Here is a 17,705-nt window from a genome sequence, read left to right as displayed (position 1 = left end):
GAAAGCCTCAGCAGCCGCGGCAGATGCTCTTGATCTTCTTGTCGAGCGCCTGGTTTTCCTTGCTGAGCGGATCGTTGGGATCGCTCAGATTCTTCTCGCTAGGCACATCGCTGGCACGCGGCTGGCGATGACCGACCGGCGCCGGCAACACCGACCCGGACGATGCGCCGCTTGAGGTCGATCCCTTGGAGCCGCCGGTCTGCGCAACAGCCGCGCCGCCAAGCAAGACAACGAGCGATACTGCCAGCATGATCTTCGTCATGTCCATTTCTCCATTCTCAAATCAGCGTCCAAGCCCAGCACTCAAGTCAGCGTCGATGCCATCGCCACTCATGCCTCGGGCGGATAGAGATGAACGTCGCCGCAATAGTCGACGATACGATAGCGCGTTTCTGATTCCGCTTCACTTGTCTCGTTTGCGGTATTTTTCACCGCCGACACGTAATTCGGACCCACCGGCGACTTGCCGGCACCGCCGGGAATGTCGATGACATAGTCCGGCTGACACAGGCCCGACACCCGCCCGCGCAACTGCCGCATCAAGGCCTGCCCCTCTGCCAACGTCGTGCGCAGATGCGCCGTTCCCGGGGCGAGATCGCCGTGGTGCAGATAATAGGGCTTGATCCGGCATTCGACGAAAGCTCGCATTAAATCCGAGAGAGCGGCGATGTCGTCATTGACGCCGCGCAAAAGCACGGACTGGCTCACCAGGGGAATTCCAGCATCGACGAGCCGCGCGCAGGCATCGCGCGCGGCCCCCGTCAGTTCGCGCGCGTGATTGGCGTGTACCGCGACCCAGGTGGCCGCGCCCGCAACCTTCAGGGCTGCAACCATCTCCGCGCTGACGCGCGCTGGTTCGGCCACCGGGACACGGGTGTGGAGACGGATGATCTTGACGTGATCGATGGCCGCAAGGTCAGCCATGATCTCACTCATCCGCCGGGGCGACAGCATCAGGGGATCGCCGCCGGTCAGGATCACTTCCCAGATCTCGTCATGCGACCGGATGTAGTCGATCGCGGTGCGATAGGCGCTCTCCGACAGCGCATTCTCCTTGCCGGGCCCGACCATCTCGCGGCGGAAGCAGAAGCGGCAATAGACCGCGCAGACGTGCACGAGCTTGAACAACACCCGGTCGGGATAGCGGTGCACGATTCCCGCCACCGGCGAATGCGGGTGATCGCCGATCGGATCGGCATTCTCGCCCGGCTGCGCCTCGAGCTCGGCCGAAACAGGAACGAACTGCCGCGCGATGGGATCGTCGGGATCCGTCGCGTCGATCAGCCCGACCAGATCCGGCGTGATCGCCACGGCATAGCGCGCGGCGACGCGTTCGAGCGCCGGCAGCGCCGATGCGGGGACCAGGCCCTCGGCTACCAGCTCGGCAGGTTCGCGCAGAGTGCGTGCAAGGTTCGTCTTTGTCATCTCTCATCCGCAGGCGGTGTCCACACCACCTGATCAATTCGTGTGGCGCCGCTCGCCAGCATCACCAGCCGGTCGAAGCCGAGCGCGACACCGCTCGCCTCCGGCATTGCGGCGACCGCCGCCAGAAAATCCTCGTCGAGCGGATAGGCTTCGCCGTAGCGGCGCTGCTTCTCCGTCATGGATTCCGTGAAGCGTTTGCGCTGCTCCCCGGCATCGGTCAGCTCTCCAAAGCCGTTGGCGAGCTCGACGCCGCAGGCATAGACCTCGAAACGTTCGGCGACCCTCGGATCGTCCGTCTTCACCCGCGCCAGCGCCGCCTCTGGAGATGGGTATTCGAACAGGATGGTCAAACGCCCCTGCCCCAGCTGCGGCTCGACGTGTTCGACCAGCACCTTGCTGAAGATGTCGGACCAGGTGTCATCCTCGGCGACACGGACCTTCCCGGCTGCCGCCTCGGCGAGCGCCGCACGGTTACCCTCGCCGCCCGAGATTGTCGACAACAGGTCGACGCCGGCGAACTGCGCGAAGGCGCCAGCGACCGTCAGGAGCTCCGGCTCGGCGAAGGGATCGGCGGTTCGGCCGCGGAAGGAGAAGGTCCCGATCCCGGTCGCCTGCGCCGCCCGGGCGATCACGACGACGCAATCGGCCATGATGGCATCATAGGGCGCTCCCGCCCGGTACCATTCCAGCATGGTGAACTCGGGCAGATGCAGGTCGCCGCGCTCGCGGTCCCGGAACACCCGTGCGAACTCGAAAATCCGCGTCTCGCCCGCCGCCAGCAGTTTCTTGCAGGCGAACTCGGGCGAGGTGCGCAGGTATCGGCTGGCCCGGCTGCCGTCGGGCCGCATGATCTCGGTCCTGGGGGCGTGCAGATGGGTCTCGTTGCCCGGAGAGACCTGGAGAACGGAGGTTTCGACCTCCACAAACCCCTGTTCGGCGAAAAACCCCCGCAAAGCTCCGGTCACGGCGCCCCTAGCCTGGAGGAACGGCCGTCGGTCGAGGTGGCGCGCGGGCGACCAAAACGGCGACATCGGCTTGTCCCCAGCCATCAACCGACCGCCCCAGCCGGCAGCAAAATGCTGGCATCCAACGGCAAAATCAGTATGTTGCGGCCCGAAACGGGTGCCGAGGTCCGAATTGAGGCCCCAAGTCCCCCAGCAATTCGACCACGTCCTGGCTGGTGCCGGGCCAAGCAAGCAGGAAATACAGCTTTGAGAGTCATCGCCAGTTCTATTCGCAAGGGCAACGTGATCGAGCAAGACGGCAAGCTCTATGTCGTCGTGAGCGCCGAGAACATCCATCCCGGCAAGGGAACCCCGGTCAGCCAGATCGAAATGCGCCGAATCTCGGACGGGGTAAAGATCTCGGAACGCTACAAGACCACCGACCAGGTCGAAAAGGCCACCATCGAAGAGCGCAACTACACCTTCCTTTACGAAGATGGCGATGGCTACCACTTCATGAACCCCGAGACCTACGACCAGGTTCAGGTTTCCAAGGACGTCGTCGGCGACGCGGCCGCGTATCTTCAGCCGGACATGACCGTCAAACTGTCGATGCATGACACCAATCCGGTGTCGATCGCACTGCCGCAGCGCGTGACGCTGGAAGTGGTGGAGACCGAGCCGGTGACCAAGGGCCAGACCGCCTCCTCCTCCTACAAGCCGGCGGTGCTGTCCAACGGCGTGCGCACCACCGTGCCGCCGCACATCTCGGTCGGCACGCGCATTGTGGTGATGACCGAAGACGGCTCCTACTCCGAGCGTGCTAAGGACTAAACGAGCCATCGAGGATCGGAACAGGTACCGCCGGGGGGCGAAGCAGTGGGCAGGAACAGTCTCCGCTTCGTCTCGCTTCTCCTGGCGTTGCCGTCGCTCCTCGTTGCTGCACCGATCGCTGCGGACGAGTTCCGCAGTCCCTCGCTGACGGCCCTGCGCATCGAGTGGCGCGCGGCGCTCGATCAGCTTCGCAGCGAGATCAACAGCCGTCCGCAAATTGCGGGCGACTTCATCTTCGCACCGCGCCGTTCGGTGCCGCGCTACGATCCGCGCGCGATGCCGGCACTGGTGCAGCTCAACGCGGTCTCCTCGCGCTTCTTCACCGGCATTACCCGAAGTCCCGTCCCCGTGCTGCTGCCGTTCGACGCCGCCGCGTATCTCGACGCGCAGCGCAGCGGCGCGCCGGCGACGCTCGCGCTGTCGCGCTACCAGGCCGACTTCAATCCCGTCGACATGTTCGATGCCGGTCCTGCCGGCTACAGCGCGACCTTCTCGCTCGAGCCCGGCGCCGGTGACGGCATGCCGAGCCGGGTGTACGCAAAGCCCGTCGAGGTGCAGATCACGGGCTCGGCGCTGATCTACGACATCGCCGATCCGGCCGGGGGCAAGGGCGAGCCAGTCAAGCCGCTCGCCGCAACCTACCCGGATCTGCGTAGGTTCATCCGGGAAGGCAATGTGCGCTACGCCTTCACCCGCTTCGGCGCCACCTATGTGGTCTCGATCCAGTGCCTCGACAGTGTCGCGAGGCCACGGCGGCTCGCCTGCAAGGAGGCCTATCCGGTCGCCGAGCGCTTCCTGAAGGCGCTGCGCGTCGCAGGGGGCCAGCGCATGCGGCCCCTGGCGGACGTTGCCTCCAACATTATCGACCGCCCCGCGGTGCGTTCACCGGATTTCAGCTACCGGCCGAGCGGCGACATCATTCCGAACACCGGCTACCGCAAGCAGGGCGGTCATCCCGACGCCATGGCCTATGCCCAGATCCGCTTTCCCTTGGAGAAGGCGCCCGCCTTCGTGCGCTCCCAATCCTTCGGCAAGCGCGACAAGAGCGAAGGCCCGACCGCTTATCCCTGGCGCGACAATTTCTGCGAGTCGCGTAGTTTCGAGGTGTGGCAATGCGGCGGAGGTTACGGCCACCAGGGCGAGGACATCCGCGCCGCCGACTGCCCGCCGCCCGGCGAAGGCCGCGAGCCCTGCGATTCCAAGCGGCGCGGCGTCGTCGCCGTGCGTGACGCAATCGTCATCCGTGGAGCCAAGGACCAGGCCGCGACGCTTCAGGTCAATAGCCGCACCGAGCACATCCGTTTCCGCTACATGCACATGAATCCGCATGCGATGAACGCCGATGGCGTCATCAACGGCCGCATCGTCACCGAAGGCGAGAAGATCGGCGTGATCTCGAACTACCTCGACCGTCCCGCCGGCACCTCGATGCACCTGCATTTCGACGTCCAGGTGTTCACCCGCGATGGCTGGATCTGGGTCAGCCCCTACGCGACGCTGGTCTCGGCCTATGAACGGCTGATCCGCGCGCGCGGCCGCGAGATCGGCCCGGAGATCGCGGTCACGGCGCAGCCGGTGGCCCATGCGCTGCCGGAAGACGTGCTCAAGCCTGACCTGCGCGAGGGAGCGGGCGGCGAGGAGAACTGACAGCGTGCTGGTTCGTTGCTGGAGCGGGCAGGACGCATCTGGTCGCGCACTCCCCCGCTCGAACGAAGAAGGATGGGTTGATGAGTGTCGGACTAATCGGTCTCCTCGACGATATCGCGGGGATCGCAAAGGTGGCTGCAGCCTCGCTCGACGATGTCGCTAGCCAGGCAGCCAAGGCAGGCACAAAGGCGGCTGGCGTGGTCATCGACGATGCGGCGGTCACGCCGAACTACGTCATCGGTTTCGCTTCGAAACGCGAGCTGCCGATCGTCGGCAAGATCGCGGTCGGATCGCTACGCAACAAACTGCTGATCTTGCTGCCGATTGCCCTGCTGCTCGGCTATTTCCTTCCCGCTGCGGTCACGCCGCTGCTGATGCTGGGCGGCGCCTTTCTCTGCTATGAAGGCGCCGAAAAGGTGCTCGAAGCCGTGATGCCGCATCATGCGCACCAGCACGAAGCTCAGCTCGAGCCGATTGCGTTGAATGCCCAGTCGGTCGAGGACGAGAAGGTCGCTGGCGCCATCAAGACGGATTTCATCCTGTCGGCGGAGATCATGGCGATCACGCTGGCGGCCCTCCCGGCGGGCAGCATCTGGACGCAGGCGCTGGTGCTGGCGCTGGTCGGCCTCTTCATCACCGTTGGTGTCTATGGCGTGGTGGCCCTGATCGTGAAAGCGGACGATGCCGGCATCGCCCTCGCGCGGTTCGACGGCGCCTCGCTCGCCGGCGGCGCGATCCGATTGCTTGGGCGCGCGCTCGTCCGCGGCATGCCCGTTTTCCTGGCGGTGCTGAGCACGATCGGCACCGCCGCCATGATCTGGGTCGGCGGTGGCATCATCCTGCACGGCATCGAGAAATACGGCCCACCCGCGATCGGCCACACGGTCCATGCCATAACCGAGGCTGCCGCACATCTCCTTCCATCCGTTGCCGGCATCGTCGAATGGTCGGTCGAGGCAGCCATCTCGGGTGCGCTTGGACTGCTCGTCGGCGCAGTCGCCATTCCGGTCGTCCAATACGGACTCGCGCCGGCCTGGAAGCGGTTGAGGCGATCGCGATCGGCCTGAGCACAGCCATTGCGGATGACGCGCGCAGCCTATTCCAGGAACGTCGTCAGTTGCGCGCCCTCATCCGCCACGAACACCGCGATCAGTTCCGCCGGCTCGGTCATGCTGGCATTGGCCGAGACCAGATGCGTCGAGCCCGGCGGTTCGAAGAAGGACTGGCCGACGCCGAACGTCTCGACCGGGCCGCCGCCGAGCTGCGAGCGGATCTCGCCCTTGGTGATGTAGGCGGTGACGGATCCGGAGTGACGATGCGGCCGCGAAAACCCGCCCGGACCGTAGGACACGCGCACGATGGTAACGCGTTTGCCGGGCACGTTCGGAAGCGCGTAGGAGCCGATCGGCTCAACCTTGTCGAGCGGAGAGCCTTCCGCCGCCGTCGCGCAGAGCGGCGCGAGGGCGCTGGACACGCTGTCGATCGTCACCGGCAGAGCTTTGCCGATTGCCAGCGCGCAGACTAATCCTGCGATGACGGCGAACGCCGTCGAACGTGACGGCAACGGGTACTGCACGGCCGAAAGACTCATGGCTGTCATCGTGATCTTCTCCGTCAGGACGAAGCTGCAGCGGCGGCCGCTGCGACCGGCCGCTTTGCAGGCGTCCAGCGAAACGCCGCACCAAAACGGTTCCAGACGTTGATCGAGGCGACCGCCGAGGTCAGGTACGTCAGTTCAGTCTCGGAGAATTCGCCGGACGCTTCCGTGTAGACCTCCTCGCTGACGCCGTCCGGCAGACAGGTCAGCGCCTCGGCCCAGGCGAGCGCAGCCCGCTCGCGCGGCGAAAAGATCGGCGCCTCGCGCCAGACCGCGAGCAGATGAAGCTTGTCGAGGGGAACGCCGATCCGTTCCGACAGCAGGACGTGATGCTGCACGCAGAACGCGCAGCCGTTGATCTGCGAGGCGCGCAGCTTGACCAGCTCGAGCAGCTGCTTGTCGAGGCCGGCCTTGGCCGCAAGCTGGCCCAGCGCCAGCACCAGATCAAACGCATCGGGCGCGATCCGCTTGAAATCTTCGTATTCGCTGCGGGCGTGTGCCATTGCCATTCACCTCGGCTTATTATAAGAACTCCGATACATTATAAGAGCTCTTATATGTCGCGCAAGACGAATGTCATGACATTGCAATCGGGCCGCAAGGCCGTTGCAGCCGGCGCGGTGCATGTCCCGGCACCGGGCGAAGGCAAGCGCGGCGAGCAAGGCTATCTCGGCTACCTGCTGCGCCAGGCCCACGCCGCGGTTCGCCTGACGATGGAGCGCACGCTCGCCGATCTCGGCGTGACCTCGCCGCAATTCGCGGTGCTGACGATGCTGAACGCCTATCCGGGCCTGTCGGGAGCCGATGTCGCCCGCCTCACCTTCCTGACGCCCCAGACCGTCGGCGTCATCATCCGCAATCTCGAACGCGACGGCGCGATTGCGATGACGCCTCATCCCGTTCACGGCCGCATCCAGCAATGGACGCTGACGCCGCGCGGCGCGACGCTTCTGAAGGCGTGCCGGCACCGTGTGCTCGAATTGGAGAAGCGCCTCGCTCGCAATTTGGATTCAAAGGCGGAAACCACGATCCGGCGTTGGCTTTCCGGAATCGCGGCTGAGCTTAAGGAGGACTAGGCGGCCGGCATTCGCGGCTGTCGTCGCCGCTGGTGCTACCCGCCTTTCAAGGCGTTCTTGACTGCGCCGTCCGGCCAGCTCTCGTCGGCCGCGATCACCCGCACGCGGGTCTGGTCGGCGGGATTGACCAGCACGTGCGAATTCACCCGCTCACCGCTCGGCTCCAGACGCAGATCGGTTTCGGGCTTCCAGCTCAGCGTCGTCGCGAGGTCGCCGGGAAAGATCTTCCATTGCGATCCGTCGTCGAGTTCGACGATATGGCTTTCGGCATGTGTGCGTATCTTCATTCCACCCCGATGCTTCGATGAACAGGAAGGACGGCCGTACCAGGACCGACTCTTCTCCTCCTGGCGTGGGAGGAATGCGGGAGTGCGGCACTTGTTCCGGTGGGAACGACCGACGGGGTCGGGCCGAGTTGACGCACGCGGCCATTTCGGAACCGACTCACACGTGCCATGTTTCCGGCTAGAATGTGCCCATGAAGCACACTGATTCCACGCCCCGTCACACACGCCGCGCCCTGCTCCAATCGACGCTCGGTGCAGCCGCTTTGCTCGCGCTTCCCACCCGCGCTCTCGCCGCGCCTCCCGGCTTCGACGAATGGCGCGAGAGCTTCCGTGCGCGCGCGATGGCAAAAGGCATTTCCGCCGCGACATGGCAGCGCGCGATGGGACGGGTCGAACCGGACATGAGCGTGTTCGCGCAGATGCGCAACCAGCCCGAATTCCGCGAGCAGGTTTGGCAGTACATCAACCGCCGCGTTTCGGACTGGCGCATCATCAACGGCAAGATCGCGCTGAAGAACAATGAGGCGCTGTTCGCCCGCATCGAGCGCGATTTCGGGGTCGAGCGCGGCACGCTGCTGGCGCTATGGGGCGTCGAGTCCGCCTATGGCGATCCGTTGGTGCAGCAGAACCACATGAGGCCGGTGTTTCCCTCGCTCGCCGCGCTCGCCTGGAACGAGCCGCGCCGCAAGGCCTATTGGGAGACCGAGCTGATCAATGCACTGCGCATCGTCGACAAGGGCTGGTCCACGCCTGAGGACATGCGGGGATCATGGGCCGGCGCGATGGGCCATTCGCAATGGATGCCGGAGGTCTGGCTCAATGTCGGCATCGACTATGACGGCAACGGCAAGGTCTCGCCATTCGGCAAGCCCGACGACGCGCTGGGCTCGACGGCAAAGTATCTCGTCAATCGTGGCAAGTGGCATCGCGGCGAGCACTGGGGCTACGAGGTGCGCGCGCCCGCCAACATGAGCGGCAGCCGGACCTATGCGGCCTGGCAGGCGGCCGGCGTGACGCGTGCCGACGGCCAACCGTTTCCGCAGCCCAACGCATCCGCGCAGATGTGGACGCCGGTTGCGGGCGGGCCGACCTTCCTGCTCGGGCCGAATTTCTACTCGGTGAAGAGCTACAACCCTTCCATGAACTACGCGCTGGCGATCTGCCATCTCGGGGATCGCTGCCTGGGAGCTCCGCCCTTCATCCAGCCCTTCCCGGGCTCCGAGCGTGCGTTGACGCTCGCCGAAGTGCAGGAGATGCAGACGCGCCTGACCAAGGCCGGCTTCGACACCGGCGGCACCGACGGCCGGGTCGGCAACGACACCATGAAGGCAGTCAAGGAGTTTCAGCAGAAGGTCGGGATCGCGCCCGCCGACGGCTACGGCGGGCTCAAAGTGCTGGCCAAGCTGCGGCAAACCAACTAGCACGGCTGGGAGCGTCGGTGCTGGCGCCTCCGCCGCCGCTGCAGCCGACCCTTAAGCCGCGTTTCGCTGTTCTGTCAGCTTCAGCATCTCGTCGACGAGGTCATCCACGGCACGCTCGGCCGCGGCAATCGACGCCTGCAACCGATCGTCGGCGAATTCGTCGTACTCGACTGCGATGCTGTGGAAGGCCGTGATCCCGATGAAAGCAAACACGTCCCGGACGGCTCCTTCGACATGATTGACGGCGGCCATACGCCCGCCCGGATCGTACCCGTAGTCTCCGCGCGAGCCGAGCAGGACAAGACGCTTGTCCATGCCCGCAAGCAGCGCCGAATATGGATTGTCCGGGCGTGATCGGTCGAAGCCAAACGTGCGTCCGACCCGAACGATGTTGTCTATGTATGCCTTGAACTGCGCTGGCACACCGAAGTTGTACATTGGCACGCCCGCGACGATCAGATCAGCTGAGATCAACTCGTCGACCAGCGCATCGCTTTCCGCCAAAGCCTCTCTCATCCATGGCTCGCGCCGATCGGGCTTCGCGAAGGCCGCCTTGACCCAGTCGTCCGTCACCGGACTCGGTGCGAAGCGACCGAGGTCGCGGCTGACGACGCGATCCCCCGGCCGCGACTGTAGCCATCGTTGGACGAAACGCTGAGTCAGACGCCTGGTGTGCGAACCGCGCGGATTTGCATCTGAAGGCTCGAACCGCGCGCTTGAATCGATTTGTAGCAGTTGCATTGCAGCACTCCTCTCATCTATTTGCCCAATAGATCGGTTCAGGTCCCGTCGTTGACAAACGAAAGTTGCTCAGCCTATGGATGAACTGCATTCATCCTTGAGTTCGCGATGAGAAGGCTTCCTCCGCTGGCGGGATTGCGTGCATTTGAAGCGGCGGCACGTCACCTCAGCTTCAAGCGCGCCGCCGATGAACTTCACGTCACGCCGACCGCGATCAGCCATCAGGTGCGACAGCTGGAGCAGACGGTCGGGGTCAGGCTGTTCGAGCGCCGGACGCGGCAGGTTCTGCTCACCGCGGAAGGTCAGGTCCTGCTTCCGGTCCTGCGCGACGGCTTTGATGCGTTTGCGCGTGTTCTGGAGGGATTGAGCCGGAAGCGACGCCGGGCGGTGGTCACACTTTCGGCGACGCCGGCTTTCACAGCCAAATGGCTGGTGCCGCGTCTTGCTGGGCTCCGAAAGAGCAGAGCCGACATTGATCTCACATTGCTTGCGAGCTTGGAGGTGGCCGATCTCAATTCGACCGCGGACCTCGCACTTCGCTACGGTTCCGGTCCTTATCCCGATCTGATTGCCGAGCCGCTCACGGTCGATCGTTTCGCACCGGTGGTCAGTCCGCGCTTGGGCATCCGAAGACCGAGCGACCTGCGCTCAGCAACGCTGCTACATTTCGACTGGCACCGTCGTGATGCCCGAAATCCGACCTGGCGGCGCTGGTTCAAGACGGCCGGCATTGACGACGTTGATGCGCGCGCCGGCGTGCGTTTCAGCGATGAAACCCATGCCATCCAGGCAACCGTCGCCGGCGCTGGTGTCGCTTTGCACAGTCTTGTGCTCGTCGCCGACGAACTTTCGCAGGGAACGCTGGTCGCACCATTCGGGCCGGAGCTGGAAGGCTCTTCGCTGCACTTGGTCCGCAGCCGCGACCGGCCGCTCACCGAGCCGGTCGAGGCTGTACGACACTGGCTGAAGTCAGAGTTCGACGCGGCCCGCTGATGCGCGCAGCTCTAGCGCGCCCGGAATGACATCGTGGTCAGTGCCGATATTGCGGCTCTTCCGCATCGAGCTGCCGCCGGATCGCGGCGAGATGCAGCCGGGCGGATTCGGAATCGCCCTCGCGCATCTGCCTGTAGGTCTCCGCCGCAACGGCGGGATCGACCGGCAGCACCTTCCGCCCCGTCGACATCGCCAGCACCTGCACCTCGGCGGCGCGCTCGAGATAATAGAGATCGTCCCAGGCTTCCGCGATGGTCGGCGCCAGCACCATCACGCCGTGATGCTTCATGAAGACGATGTCGGCATCGCCGACGGCGGACGCGATGCGGGCACCTTCGCGGCTGTCGAGCGCGAGGCCGTTGTAGTCGCGGTCGACCGCGGTGCGGCCGTAGAATTTCAGCGCGGTCTGGCCGGCCCAGATCAGGGGCTCGCCTTCGGTCATCGACAGCGCTGTCGCGTAGGGCATGTGGGTGTGGAAGGCGACCTTGGCGCGCGGCAGCAGCCTGTGCATCTCGGCATGGATGTAGAACGCGGTCGCCTCGGGCACGCCCTCGCCGTCGAGCACGTTGCCGTGGAAGTCGCAGATCAACAGCTTCGACGCGGTCAACTCGCGAAAGGCGTAGCCATAGGGATTGACGAGGAACAGATCGTCATGACCGGGCACCACGGCCGAGAAGTGGTTGCAGATGCCCTCCTCAAAGCCGTTGCGCGCGGCCATGCGGAAGCAGGCGGCGAGATCCTCGCGCGCGGTGCGGATCGCGTCGGTGGCGAGATCCGGCCGGTTGGAACGGAATGGCGCGGGCGCGGGTGAAGAAGCGTGAAGGCTGTGCGCCATGGCGAAGGACACCTCTTTCGGTCGGGAGCTGCCCAGTGTTGTACAGGGACTGCGCCTGCGCGTCAGCCCCTGCGGCCGCCACCCTGCCCTGCGCAGCTCAAGCGCGCCGCGGCACGCCGCCGGCATTCATGCCGCCGTCGATGACGAGCTCGCTGCCGGTGACGTAGCGCGAGGCATCGGAAGCCAAGTATAGCACGCCCGAGGCGATCTCCGCCGCCTGGCCCGCACGACCAAGCGGCGTCACCACCTTGGCGCGCTCCTCCGGATCGATCGGGGCGTTCTGGCCGGCGCCGGCCGCCCCCGTCGGGATCTTGCCCCAGATCGGGGTGTCGATGATGCCGGGGTGAACCGAGTTGACCCGGATGCCGTCGCCCGCCGCCGCGCACTCCATCGCAATGGATTTGGCGAACAGCCGCACGCCACCCTTGGTCGCCGAATAGGCCGACAATCCGGGCGAGCCGCGCAGGCCGGCGAGCGAGGACATCATGACGATCGAGCCGCCGCCGGTTTTGCGCATCAGGGGCAGGCAATGCTTCACCGAAAGAAACACGCCATCGAGATTGATCGCATTCTGCTTGCGCCAGTCCGCGAGCGTCATGTCGACGATCGACGGCACCGAAATGCCGATACCCGCATTGGAGACGAGCACGTCGAGCCGGCCGAAGCGCTTTGCGATCTCGGCGATGATCTCGATCCAGCGCTCTTCGCTGGTGACATCCTGCTCCAGAAAGATCGCCTTGCCGCCCTCCCTGGTGATGCGCCTGACCAGCTCGGGGCCCCTCAGCTCATCGATGTCGGTCGCGATGACCGTAGCGCCTTCGCGTGCGAACAGCTCGACGGTAGCCTCGCCAATGCCGGAGGCGCCGCCCGTCACCAATGCGACCTTGCCCTCAACCTGCCCTGCCATCCCTCACTCCCTTTTTTGTTGTTTGGAACCGTTGTCTTTGATCGTTGTCGGAAAACCGCTTCGCACTTTTCCGGATCATGCATCATCTAATCACGGATGGCCCCTGATCCGGTAGCGCGACGTCGACGACACGGAATTGCACGCGCTCGGCGCCCTGGTAGCGATCGACCGACAACGAGCCCGCGACATGCATCTGCTGGCCGCGATTGGCGAGCAGCGCATTGCCGAGCTTTTGGCCGACTGAACGGAACGCGATGCCGTTGACGATGGCGCCGTCGCCCGCCTTGAAGCGCAGGCGCAGATGCGACTGGCCGACCTCGTCGGCAAACACGAGCTGGTGCGCCGGCAGCGCCAGCACCGGCTCCGGATTGCCGCTGCCGAAGGGACCGGCGCGATTGAGCGTCGCCGCAAGCTCCGGCGTCACCGCACGGGCGGTGACTGCGCCGTCGATATAGAGCTCGTTGACGTGGCGCGCCTCGGCGACGTCGCGCGCCAGCGCGGTCTCGAGATAGGCGCGGAATTCGGCGAGCTTCTCCTTGCGCAGCGTCACGCCCGCGGCCATCGCGTGGCCGCCGCCCTTGAGCAGGATGCCGTCGGCGACCGCCTGCCGCACCGCCTTGCCGAGATCGACGCCGGCGATCGAGCGACCGGAGCCGGTGCCGATGCCGCCCGGCTCCAGCGCAATGGTAAAGGCCGGCCGCGAGAACTTCTCCTTCAGGCGGGAGGCAACGAGGCCGACCACGCCGGGATGCCACCCTTCCGAGGCCGTGACGATCACGGCGAGCTTGTCCTCCAACCCGATCGAGGCCAGCGCCTCGGCTTCGGCCTGGGCTTCTGCCGCCTGCTCGATGACGCGACGTTCGCTGTTGAGACGGTCGAGCTCGGCCGCGATCCGCGCCGCCTCGACGCTGTCGCCTTCGAGCAGCAGCCGCACCCCGAGATCGGCGCGGCCGATGCGGCCGCCGGCATTGACGCGCGGGCCCAGCATGAAGCCGAGATGCCAGGCCTCCGGCGGGCCGTTGAGCCGCGCCACGTCCATCAGCGCGGTGTGGCCGACATGGTCGCGCCGCCGCATCGCGATCAGCCCCTTGGCGACGAAGGCGCGGTTGAGACCGATCAGCGGCGCGACGTCGGCGACGGTGCCGAGCGCGACGTGATGCAGCATGCCCAGGAGATCGGGCTCGGGCATCTCGCTGGTCCAGAAGCCGCGCTGGCGCAGCTCGCGGTTGACCGCCACCAGCGTCACCAGCACGAGGCCGACGGCGGCGAGATGACCGAGGCCGGAGAGATCGTCGAGCCGGTTCGGATTGACCAGCGCATCCACCACCGGCAGCTCCGTGCCAGCCTGGTGATGGTCGATCACGACCACGGACATGCCGAGGCGCTTGGCCTCGGCGAGCGGCTCTATGCTGGTGGTGCCGCAATCGACTGTGATCAGCAGCGTGGCGCCCTTGGCCGCGAGCGCGCGCACCGCTTCCGTGTTGGGGCCATAGCCCTCGAAAATCCGGTCGGGAATATGGATCAGCGGATCGAGCCCGCAATGGCGCAGATGCCAGGCCAGCAGCGCCGCCGAGGTCGCGCCGTCGACGTCGTAGTCGCCGAAGATCGCAACCTTCTCGCCCTTGGTCGCGGCATCCGCGATGCGTTTGGCGGCGGTCTCCATCTCCGTCACCGTGAACGGGTCCGGCAGCAGCTTTCGGATGGTCGGATCGAGAAAGTCGGACACCGCGTCGATGTCGACACCGCGGCCCGCCAGTACCCGCGCCAGCAGTTCCGGCAATTGGTGCCGCTGCACGATGGCGAGCGCCTGGGCTGCCCCGCGGGCATCAAGCCGGTCGCGCCACAGCTTGTCGGTGAGCGAGCGCGCCACGCCCAGGAAGGCCTGGGGCGCTTCGATAGGCAAGGCGGTGGCTGGCGGCGTCATGACAGAGGCAGATGTTGGGGAACCAGGGCCAGGCGGTCACGCGAACGCAGAGTCACTGGCTTCAGGGGATTGGTCGGCATCCGGGACGGATTTGCAACGGTCCGGCCGCACAAAGCGGTGGATGGCCGCCCCGACGGGCGCACTGACTATCATTTAGGCATCCCGTCAAACAGCAAATTAAGCAGGCGTTAGGCGGAATCCTCGAAAAAGAATCGTATTCGATCTGTAAGTCGTTGTTCCGGGTTCATTGCAGATCAGACCTCATTGCCAAGGGAAGTCCCCGATGTCTGCTGCGCTGGGTCTGAAAGCCAAGCCGATCGCCACCGAGCCCGCGGACGATGATTCCGACATCTCCGCGCTGATCAACCGCCTCACCGCGGAGGTCAACCAGATCGCGGTCGACAAGACCAAGTCGATCCAGCAGATCACCAACCAGATGAAGATGCTGGCGCTCAACGCGCTGATCGAAAGCTCGCGCGCCGGCGCGCAAGGCGCGGGCTTTGCGGTGGTGGCGCAGGAGGTGCGCGGCGTCGGCCAGCAGGTCGAGACCATCGCCCGCGAGCTCGAGACCCAATTGACGAAACGCACCGGCGATCTCGTCGCCTCGATCGACCGCATGAGCCAGCGCTCCCGCGGCGAGCGCATGGTCGACCTGTCGCTCAACGCGATCGAGCTGATCGACCGCAATCTCTACGAACGCACCTGCGATGTGCGCTGGTGGGCGACCGATTCCGCCGTGGTCGATTGCGCGGCCTCGCCCAGTGCTGCGGCCGTCTCCCATGCCTCGCAGCGCCTCGGCGTGATCCTCGGGGCCTACACCGTCTATCTCGATCTCTGGCTCTGCGACCTCGACGGCAACGTCATCGCCAACGGCCGCGCCGACCGCTTCCGCGTCGTCGGCCAGAACGTCGCCCACACCAGATGGTTTCGCGATGCGAAAGGCCTTCGCTCCGGCGACGATTATGTCGCCGGCGACGTCGAGAACCAGCCGCTGCTCGGCAATGCGCAGGTCGCGACCTATTGCGCCAGCGTCCGCGCCGGCGGCCAGGCTCATGGCGCACCGATCGGGGTGCTCGCCATCCATTTCGACTGGGAGCCGCAGGCCCGCGCCATCGTGCAGGGCGTGCGCGTCGGCGACAGCGACAAGGCGCGCGTATTGCTGGTCGATTCCAATTTTCGCGTGATCGCGGCCTCCGACGGCCAGGGCATCCTCAGCGAACGCATCTCGCTGTCGCTGAACGGCCAGCGCTCCGGCTTCTATCAGGAACGCACGGGCACACTGGTCGCGTTCCATGCCACCCCAGGCTACGAGACCTATCGCGGGCTCGGCTGGTACGGCGTGATCGTCTGCGGCGCGTGAGGCGAGCGGGCCCGCCTCGATCAAAACTCGCGAAAACAACCCCATGCACAGTAGCCAAGGGGTTGTCTTGCCTCGCTGTTTTTGCACGCGCGAAGATTCTTTGACACGTCGGGCAAAACAGAAGGAATCCGGCTCGGCGACACCTCATTGGGCGCGGCGATCTAGCACAGCGACATCGCCGCCTCCCTTCACCTTTCCGACATTTGCGTGTTGACCTTCCGAGCTGCCGCGGCAGCCAGCTTGCGGTACTGATCTTCGTACTGGCGCGCCATTCGGTATGCGGTGAAGCGTTCCTTGAAGCGGGCGCGCACTCTCCTTCGATCCAGCTTGCCCAATTCGCCGACCGCCTTGACCGCCTGCTCCTCGTTCTCGACGATGAAACCGGTTAGGCCGTGCTCGATGACCTCAGGGACAGAGCCGGAGCGATAGGCGATCACGGGCGTTCCGCACGCCATCGCCTCGATCATGACCAGCCCGAAAGGCTCCGGCCAAGCGATCGGAAATAGCAGAGCGGCTGCTCCGCCAAGGAATGATTGCTTCTTCACGTCGTCGACTTCGCCGATAAGCTGGATCATCTCGCCGTCGATCCGGGGCGCAAGGTGTTTCCTGAAGTAGGCAGTCTCGGCGCGTGGAATCTTGGCGGCGATGCGAAGAGGCATCCGGGCTGCGTGCGCGATGCGGATGGCGTCCTCCGGACCCTTGTCCTCCGTGAGACGGCCAAGAAACGCCAGATAGGATCCCTCCTCATAGGATGGGTCCAACAGCTCCGACGGCAGCCCGTGCTGGATCGTCCCAATCCATTTCGCATCCGGAAGCGGCAGGCGCTGGTGATCCGAGATCGACACGAAGCATGCTTCTGGGAACTGCCGAACCACGTCAGGCAAGCCAGGCAAGTCAAGGCGGCCGTGCATGGTCGTCAGGAACGGTACGCCAACGCGACTGAGCAACGGCAGCGGAAGCCAGTCGAGATGGGCGTGGATCACGTCGAAGTCGTTGGCTCGTCTCGCGATCGCTTCCAGCAGCATCGCGCAGGCTGCGTTCGGATCGGCGCCCTTCCGGCCGAGACGCAGCGCGCGTGGCCATACCGGGTGGAGTTTGCCTCTCGTTCGGGAGTCACCGCTGGCAAACAGCGTGACGTCGTGACCGAGCTCGACAAGCTCATCCACAAGCCAGGCTACCACCCGCTCGGTGCCGCCGTAGAGCTTCGGAGGGACGCTTTCGGCAAGCGGAGCCAGCTGGGCGATACGCATTGGAGCTCGCTATATCGCTGAACGCACGATCAGCACGATGGCCGCAGACAGAAGGTTCGAAATCGCGAGCAAGGTCCAATCCGGCCTTGCGCTCGCGCTAGCCAGCCGACAGATACCGCCCTCGATGAGCCTCAACATTCGTCATCGGAAAGCCGCTCGAGATAGGCAAGCCCGAATGCTGCGAGTTCCTGGGCATCACCGTTACTCTCGCGCGCTTCCCGCCTCCTTTGCAGATGACGCTCGAGCAGGCAACGACGGCCATCCGCTGCATCGACGCTGCGATGCCGGGCAAGGTACACGCACCAAGCGGTGTCCACCGCTGTTCGTAGCGGGCTGTCGTCGACCATGTTCCAGCTCCGACGTGGAAGATGTTCATGGGGCGCCAACTCCTCGCGACGGCGGAAGTTTCCAGTTTTTCCCTAAAGTCTAAGTCTGCGCGCAAGGCGAGCGCAATCAGCGGTCGC

19 protein-coding genes are annotated in these 17,705 nt (G+C 65.2%); 7 read left to right on the top strand and 12 right to left on the bottom strand.

Annotation, left to right across the window (positions count from 1 at the left end; translation table 11 throughout):
* Positions 1–7 precede the first annotated feature (7 nt).
* The 3 genes from I6F33_RS07955 to epmA form a co-directional block, all read right to left on the bottom strand.
* The gene (locus I6F33_RS07955; protein WP_035999808.1) at positions 8–262 is read right to left on the bottom strand and encodes a hypothetical protein; all 255 of its coding nucleotides are present in this window, start codon (positions 260–262) and stop codon (positions 8–10) included.
* A gap of 68 nt (positions 263–330) precedes the next feature.
* The gene (locus I6F33_RS07950) at positions 331–1,425 is read right to left on the bottom strand and encodes a lysine-2,3-aminomutase-like protein (RefSeq protein ID WP_035999791.1); all 1,095 of its coding nucleotides are present in this window, start codon (positions 1,423–1,425) and stop codon (positions 331–333) included.
* Positions 1,422–2,474, bottom strand: coding sequence for an EF-P lysine aminoacylase EpmA (epmA, locus tag I6F33_RS07945; RefSeq protein ID WP_225141855.1), 1,053 nt, complete (start codon positions 2,472–2,474; stop codon positions 1,422–1,424). The genes I6F33_RS07950 and epmA overlap by 4 nt, the downstream gene beginning before the upstream one ends.
* Before the next feature lie 162 nt (positions 2,475–2,636).
* On the opposite strand from epmA, the gene efp reads away from it, so the two are divergent.
* The 3 genes from efp (at position 2,637) to I6F33_RS07930 (ending at position 5,917) form a co-directional block, all read left to right on the top strand.
* The gene (gene efp, locus I6F33_RS07940; protein ID WP_028136595.1) at positions 2,637–3,203 is read left to right on the top strand and encodes an elongation factor P; all 567 of its coding nucleotides are present in this window, start codon (positions 2,637–2,639) and stop codon (positions 3,201–3,203) included.
* A gap of 45 nt (positions 3,204–3,248) precedes the next feature.
* Positions 3,249–4,850, top strand: a complete 1,602-nt coding sequence (locus I6F33_RS07935; RefSeq protein ID WP_225141854.1) for a M23 family peptidase — start codon at positions 3,249–3,251, stop codon at positions 4,848–4,850.
* Between the two features lie 80 nt (positions 4,851–4,930).
* Positions 4,931–5,917 carry a DUF808 domain-containing protein gene (locus tag I6F33_RS07930; protein ID WP_035999800.1) on the top strand — a complete coding sequence of 329 codons (987 nt, stop codon included), beginning with the start codon at positions 4,931–4,933 and terminating at the stop codon, positions 5,915–5,917.
* A gap of 29 nt (positions 5,918–5,946) precedes the next feature.
* Here I6F33_RS07930 and I6F33_RS07925 read toward each other — a convergent pair whose 3' ends face one another.
* Both I6F33_RS07925 and I6F33_RS07920 read right to left on the bottom strand, forming a co-directional pair.
* On the bottom strand, positions 5,947–6,450 hold the full coding sequence (locus I6F33_RS07925; RefSeq protein WP_225141852.1) for a cupin domain-containing protein: 504 nt from the start codon (positions 6,448–6,450) through the stop codon (positions 5,947–5,949).
* A 14-nt stretch (positions 6,451–6,464) separates the two neighbouring features.
* Positions 6,465–6,950 (bottom strand): carboxymuconolactone decarboxylase family protein, encoded by a 486-nt coding sequence (locus I6F33_RS07920; RefSeq protein WP_225141850.1) that lies wholly within the window; start codon positions 6,948–6,950, stop codon positions 6,465–6,467.
* Positions 6,951–7,004: 54 nt separating this feature from the next.
* Between I6F33_RS07920 and I6F33_RS07915 the strand changes: the two genes are divergently transcribed.
* Positions 7,005–7,523 carry a MarR family winged helix-turn-helix transcriptional regulator gene (locus tag I6F33_RS07915; protein WP_225141848.1) on the top strand — a complete coding sequence of 173 codons (519 nt, stop codon included), beginning with the start codon at positions 7,005–7,007 and terminating at the stop codon, positions 7,521–7,523.
* 35 nt (positions 7,524–7,558) lie between these two features.
* Here I6F33_RS07915 and I6F33_RS07910 read toward each other — a convergent pair whose 3' ends face one another.
* Entirely contained in the window at positions 7,559–7,810 is a 252-nt protein-coding gene (locus I6F33_RS07910) for a hypothetical protein (protein ID WP_035999836.1), read from the bottom strand.
* Positions 7,811–8,001: 191 nt separating this feature from the next.
* Here I6F33_RS07910 and I6F33_RS07905 point away from each other — a divergent pair, with 191 nt between their 5' ends.
* On the top strand, positions 8,002–9,231 hold the full coding sequence (locus tag I6F33_RS07905; protein ID WP_225113571.1) for a lytic murein transglycosylase: 1,230 nt from the start codon (positions 8,002–8,004) through the stop codon (positions 9,229–9,231).
* 51 nt (positions 9,232–9,282) lie between these two features.
* On the opposite strand, the gene I6F33_RS07900 is transcribed toward I6F33_RS07905, so the two are convergent.
* A complete protein-coding gene (locus I6F33_RS07900) occupies positions 9,283–9,972 on the bottom strand; it encodes an FMN-dependent NADH-azoreductase (protein ID WP_225141846.1) in 690 nt (229 codons plus the stop codon).
* 108 nt (positions 9,973–10,080) lie between these two features.
* Between I6F33_RS07900 and I6F33_RS07895 the strand changes: the two genes are divergently transcribed.
* Positions 10,081–10,965 carry a LysR substrate-binding domain-containing protein gene (locus tag I6F33_RS07895; protein ID WP_035999847.1) on the top strand — a complete coding sequence of 295 codons (885 nt, stop codon included), beginning with the start codon at positions 10,081–10,083 and terminating at the stop codon, positions 10,963–10,965.
* A gap of 37 nt (positions 10,966–11,002) precedes the next feature.
* Here the strand turns inward: I6F33_RS07895 and I6F33_RS07890 are convergent, their stop codons facing one another.
* The 3 genes from I6F33_RS07890 to recJ all read right to left on the bottom strand — a co-directional run bounded on the left by I6F33_RS07890 (position 11,003) and on the right by recJ (position 14,631).
* Positions 11,003–11,800, bottom strand: coding sequence for an aldolase (locus I6F33_RS07890; RefSeq protein ID WP_225141844.1), 798 nt, complete (start codon positions 11,798–11,800; stop codon positions 11,003–11,005).
* A 97-nt stretch (positions 11,801–11,897) separates the two neighbouring features.
* Complete coding sequence (locus I6F33_RS07885) at positions 11,898–12,707, bottom strand: SDR family NAD(P)-dependent oxidoreductase (protein WP_225141842.1); 810 nt, start codon at positions 12,705–12,707, stop codon at positions 11,898–11,900.
* 82 nt (positions 12,708–12,789) lie between these two features.
* Positions 12,790–14,631: a single-stranded-DNA-specific exonuclease RecJ gene (gene recJ, locus I6F33_RS07880; RefSeq protein ID WP_225141840.1), complete on the bottom strand. Its 1,842-nt coding sequence runs from the start codon at positions 14,629–14,631 to the stop codon at positions 12,790–12,792.
* A gap of 283 nt (positions 14,632–14,914) precedes the next feature.
* Here recJ and I6F33_RS07875 point away from each other — a divergent pair, with 283 nt between their 5' ends.
* Entirely contained in the window at positions 14,915–15,991 is a 1,077-nt protein-coding gene (locus tag I6F33_RS07875; RefSeq protein ID WP_225113566.1) for a methyl-accepting chemotaxis protein, read from the top strand.
* 188 nt (positions 15,992–16,179) lie between these two features.
* Here I6F33_RS07875 and I6F33_RS07870 read toward each other — a convergent pair whose 3' ends face one another.
* Entirely contained in the window at positions 16,180–17,241 is a 1,062-nt protein-coding gene (locus tag I6F33_RS07870; RefSeq protein ID WP_225141837.1) for a glycosyltransferase family 4 protein, read from the bottom strand.
* 131 nt (positions 17,242–17,372) lie between these two features.
* Positions 17,373–17,588: a hypothetical protein gene (locus I6F33_RS07865; RefSeq protein WP_225141835.1), complete on the bottom strand. Its 216-nt coding sequence runs from the start codon at positions 17,586–17,588 to the stop codon at positions 17,373–17,375.
* Positions 17,589–17,705 lie beyond the last annotated feature (117 nt).

The organism is Bradyrhizobium sp. BRP20 (assembly GCF_020194215.1).
Classification (GTDB): domain Bacteria; phylum Pseudomonadota; class Alphaproteobacteria; order Rhizobiales; family Xanthobacteraceae; genus Bradyrhizobium; species Bradyrhizobium yuanmingense.
This window is presented reverse-complemented; position numbering and strand designations above follow the sequence as displayed.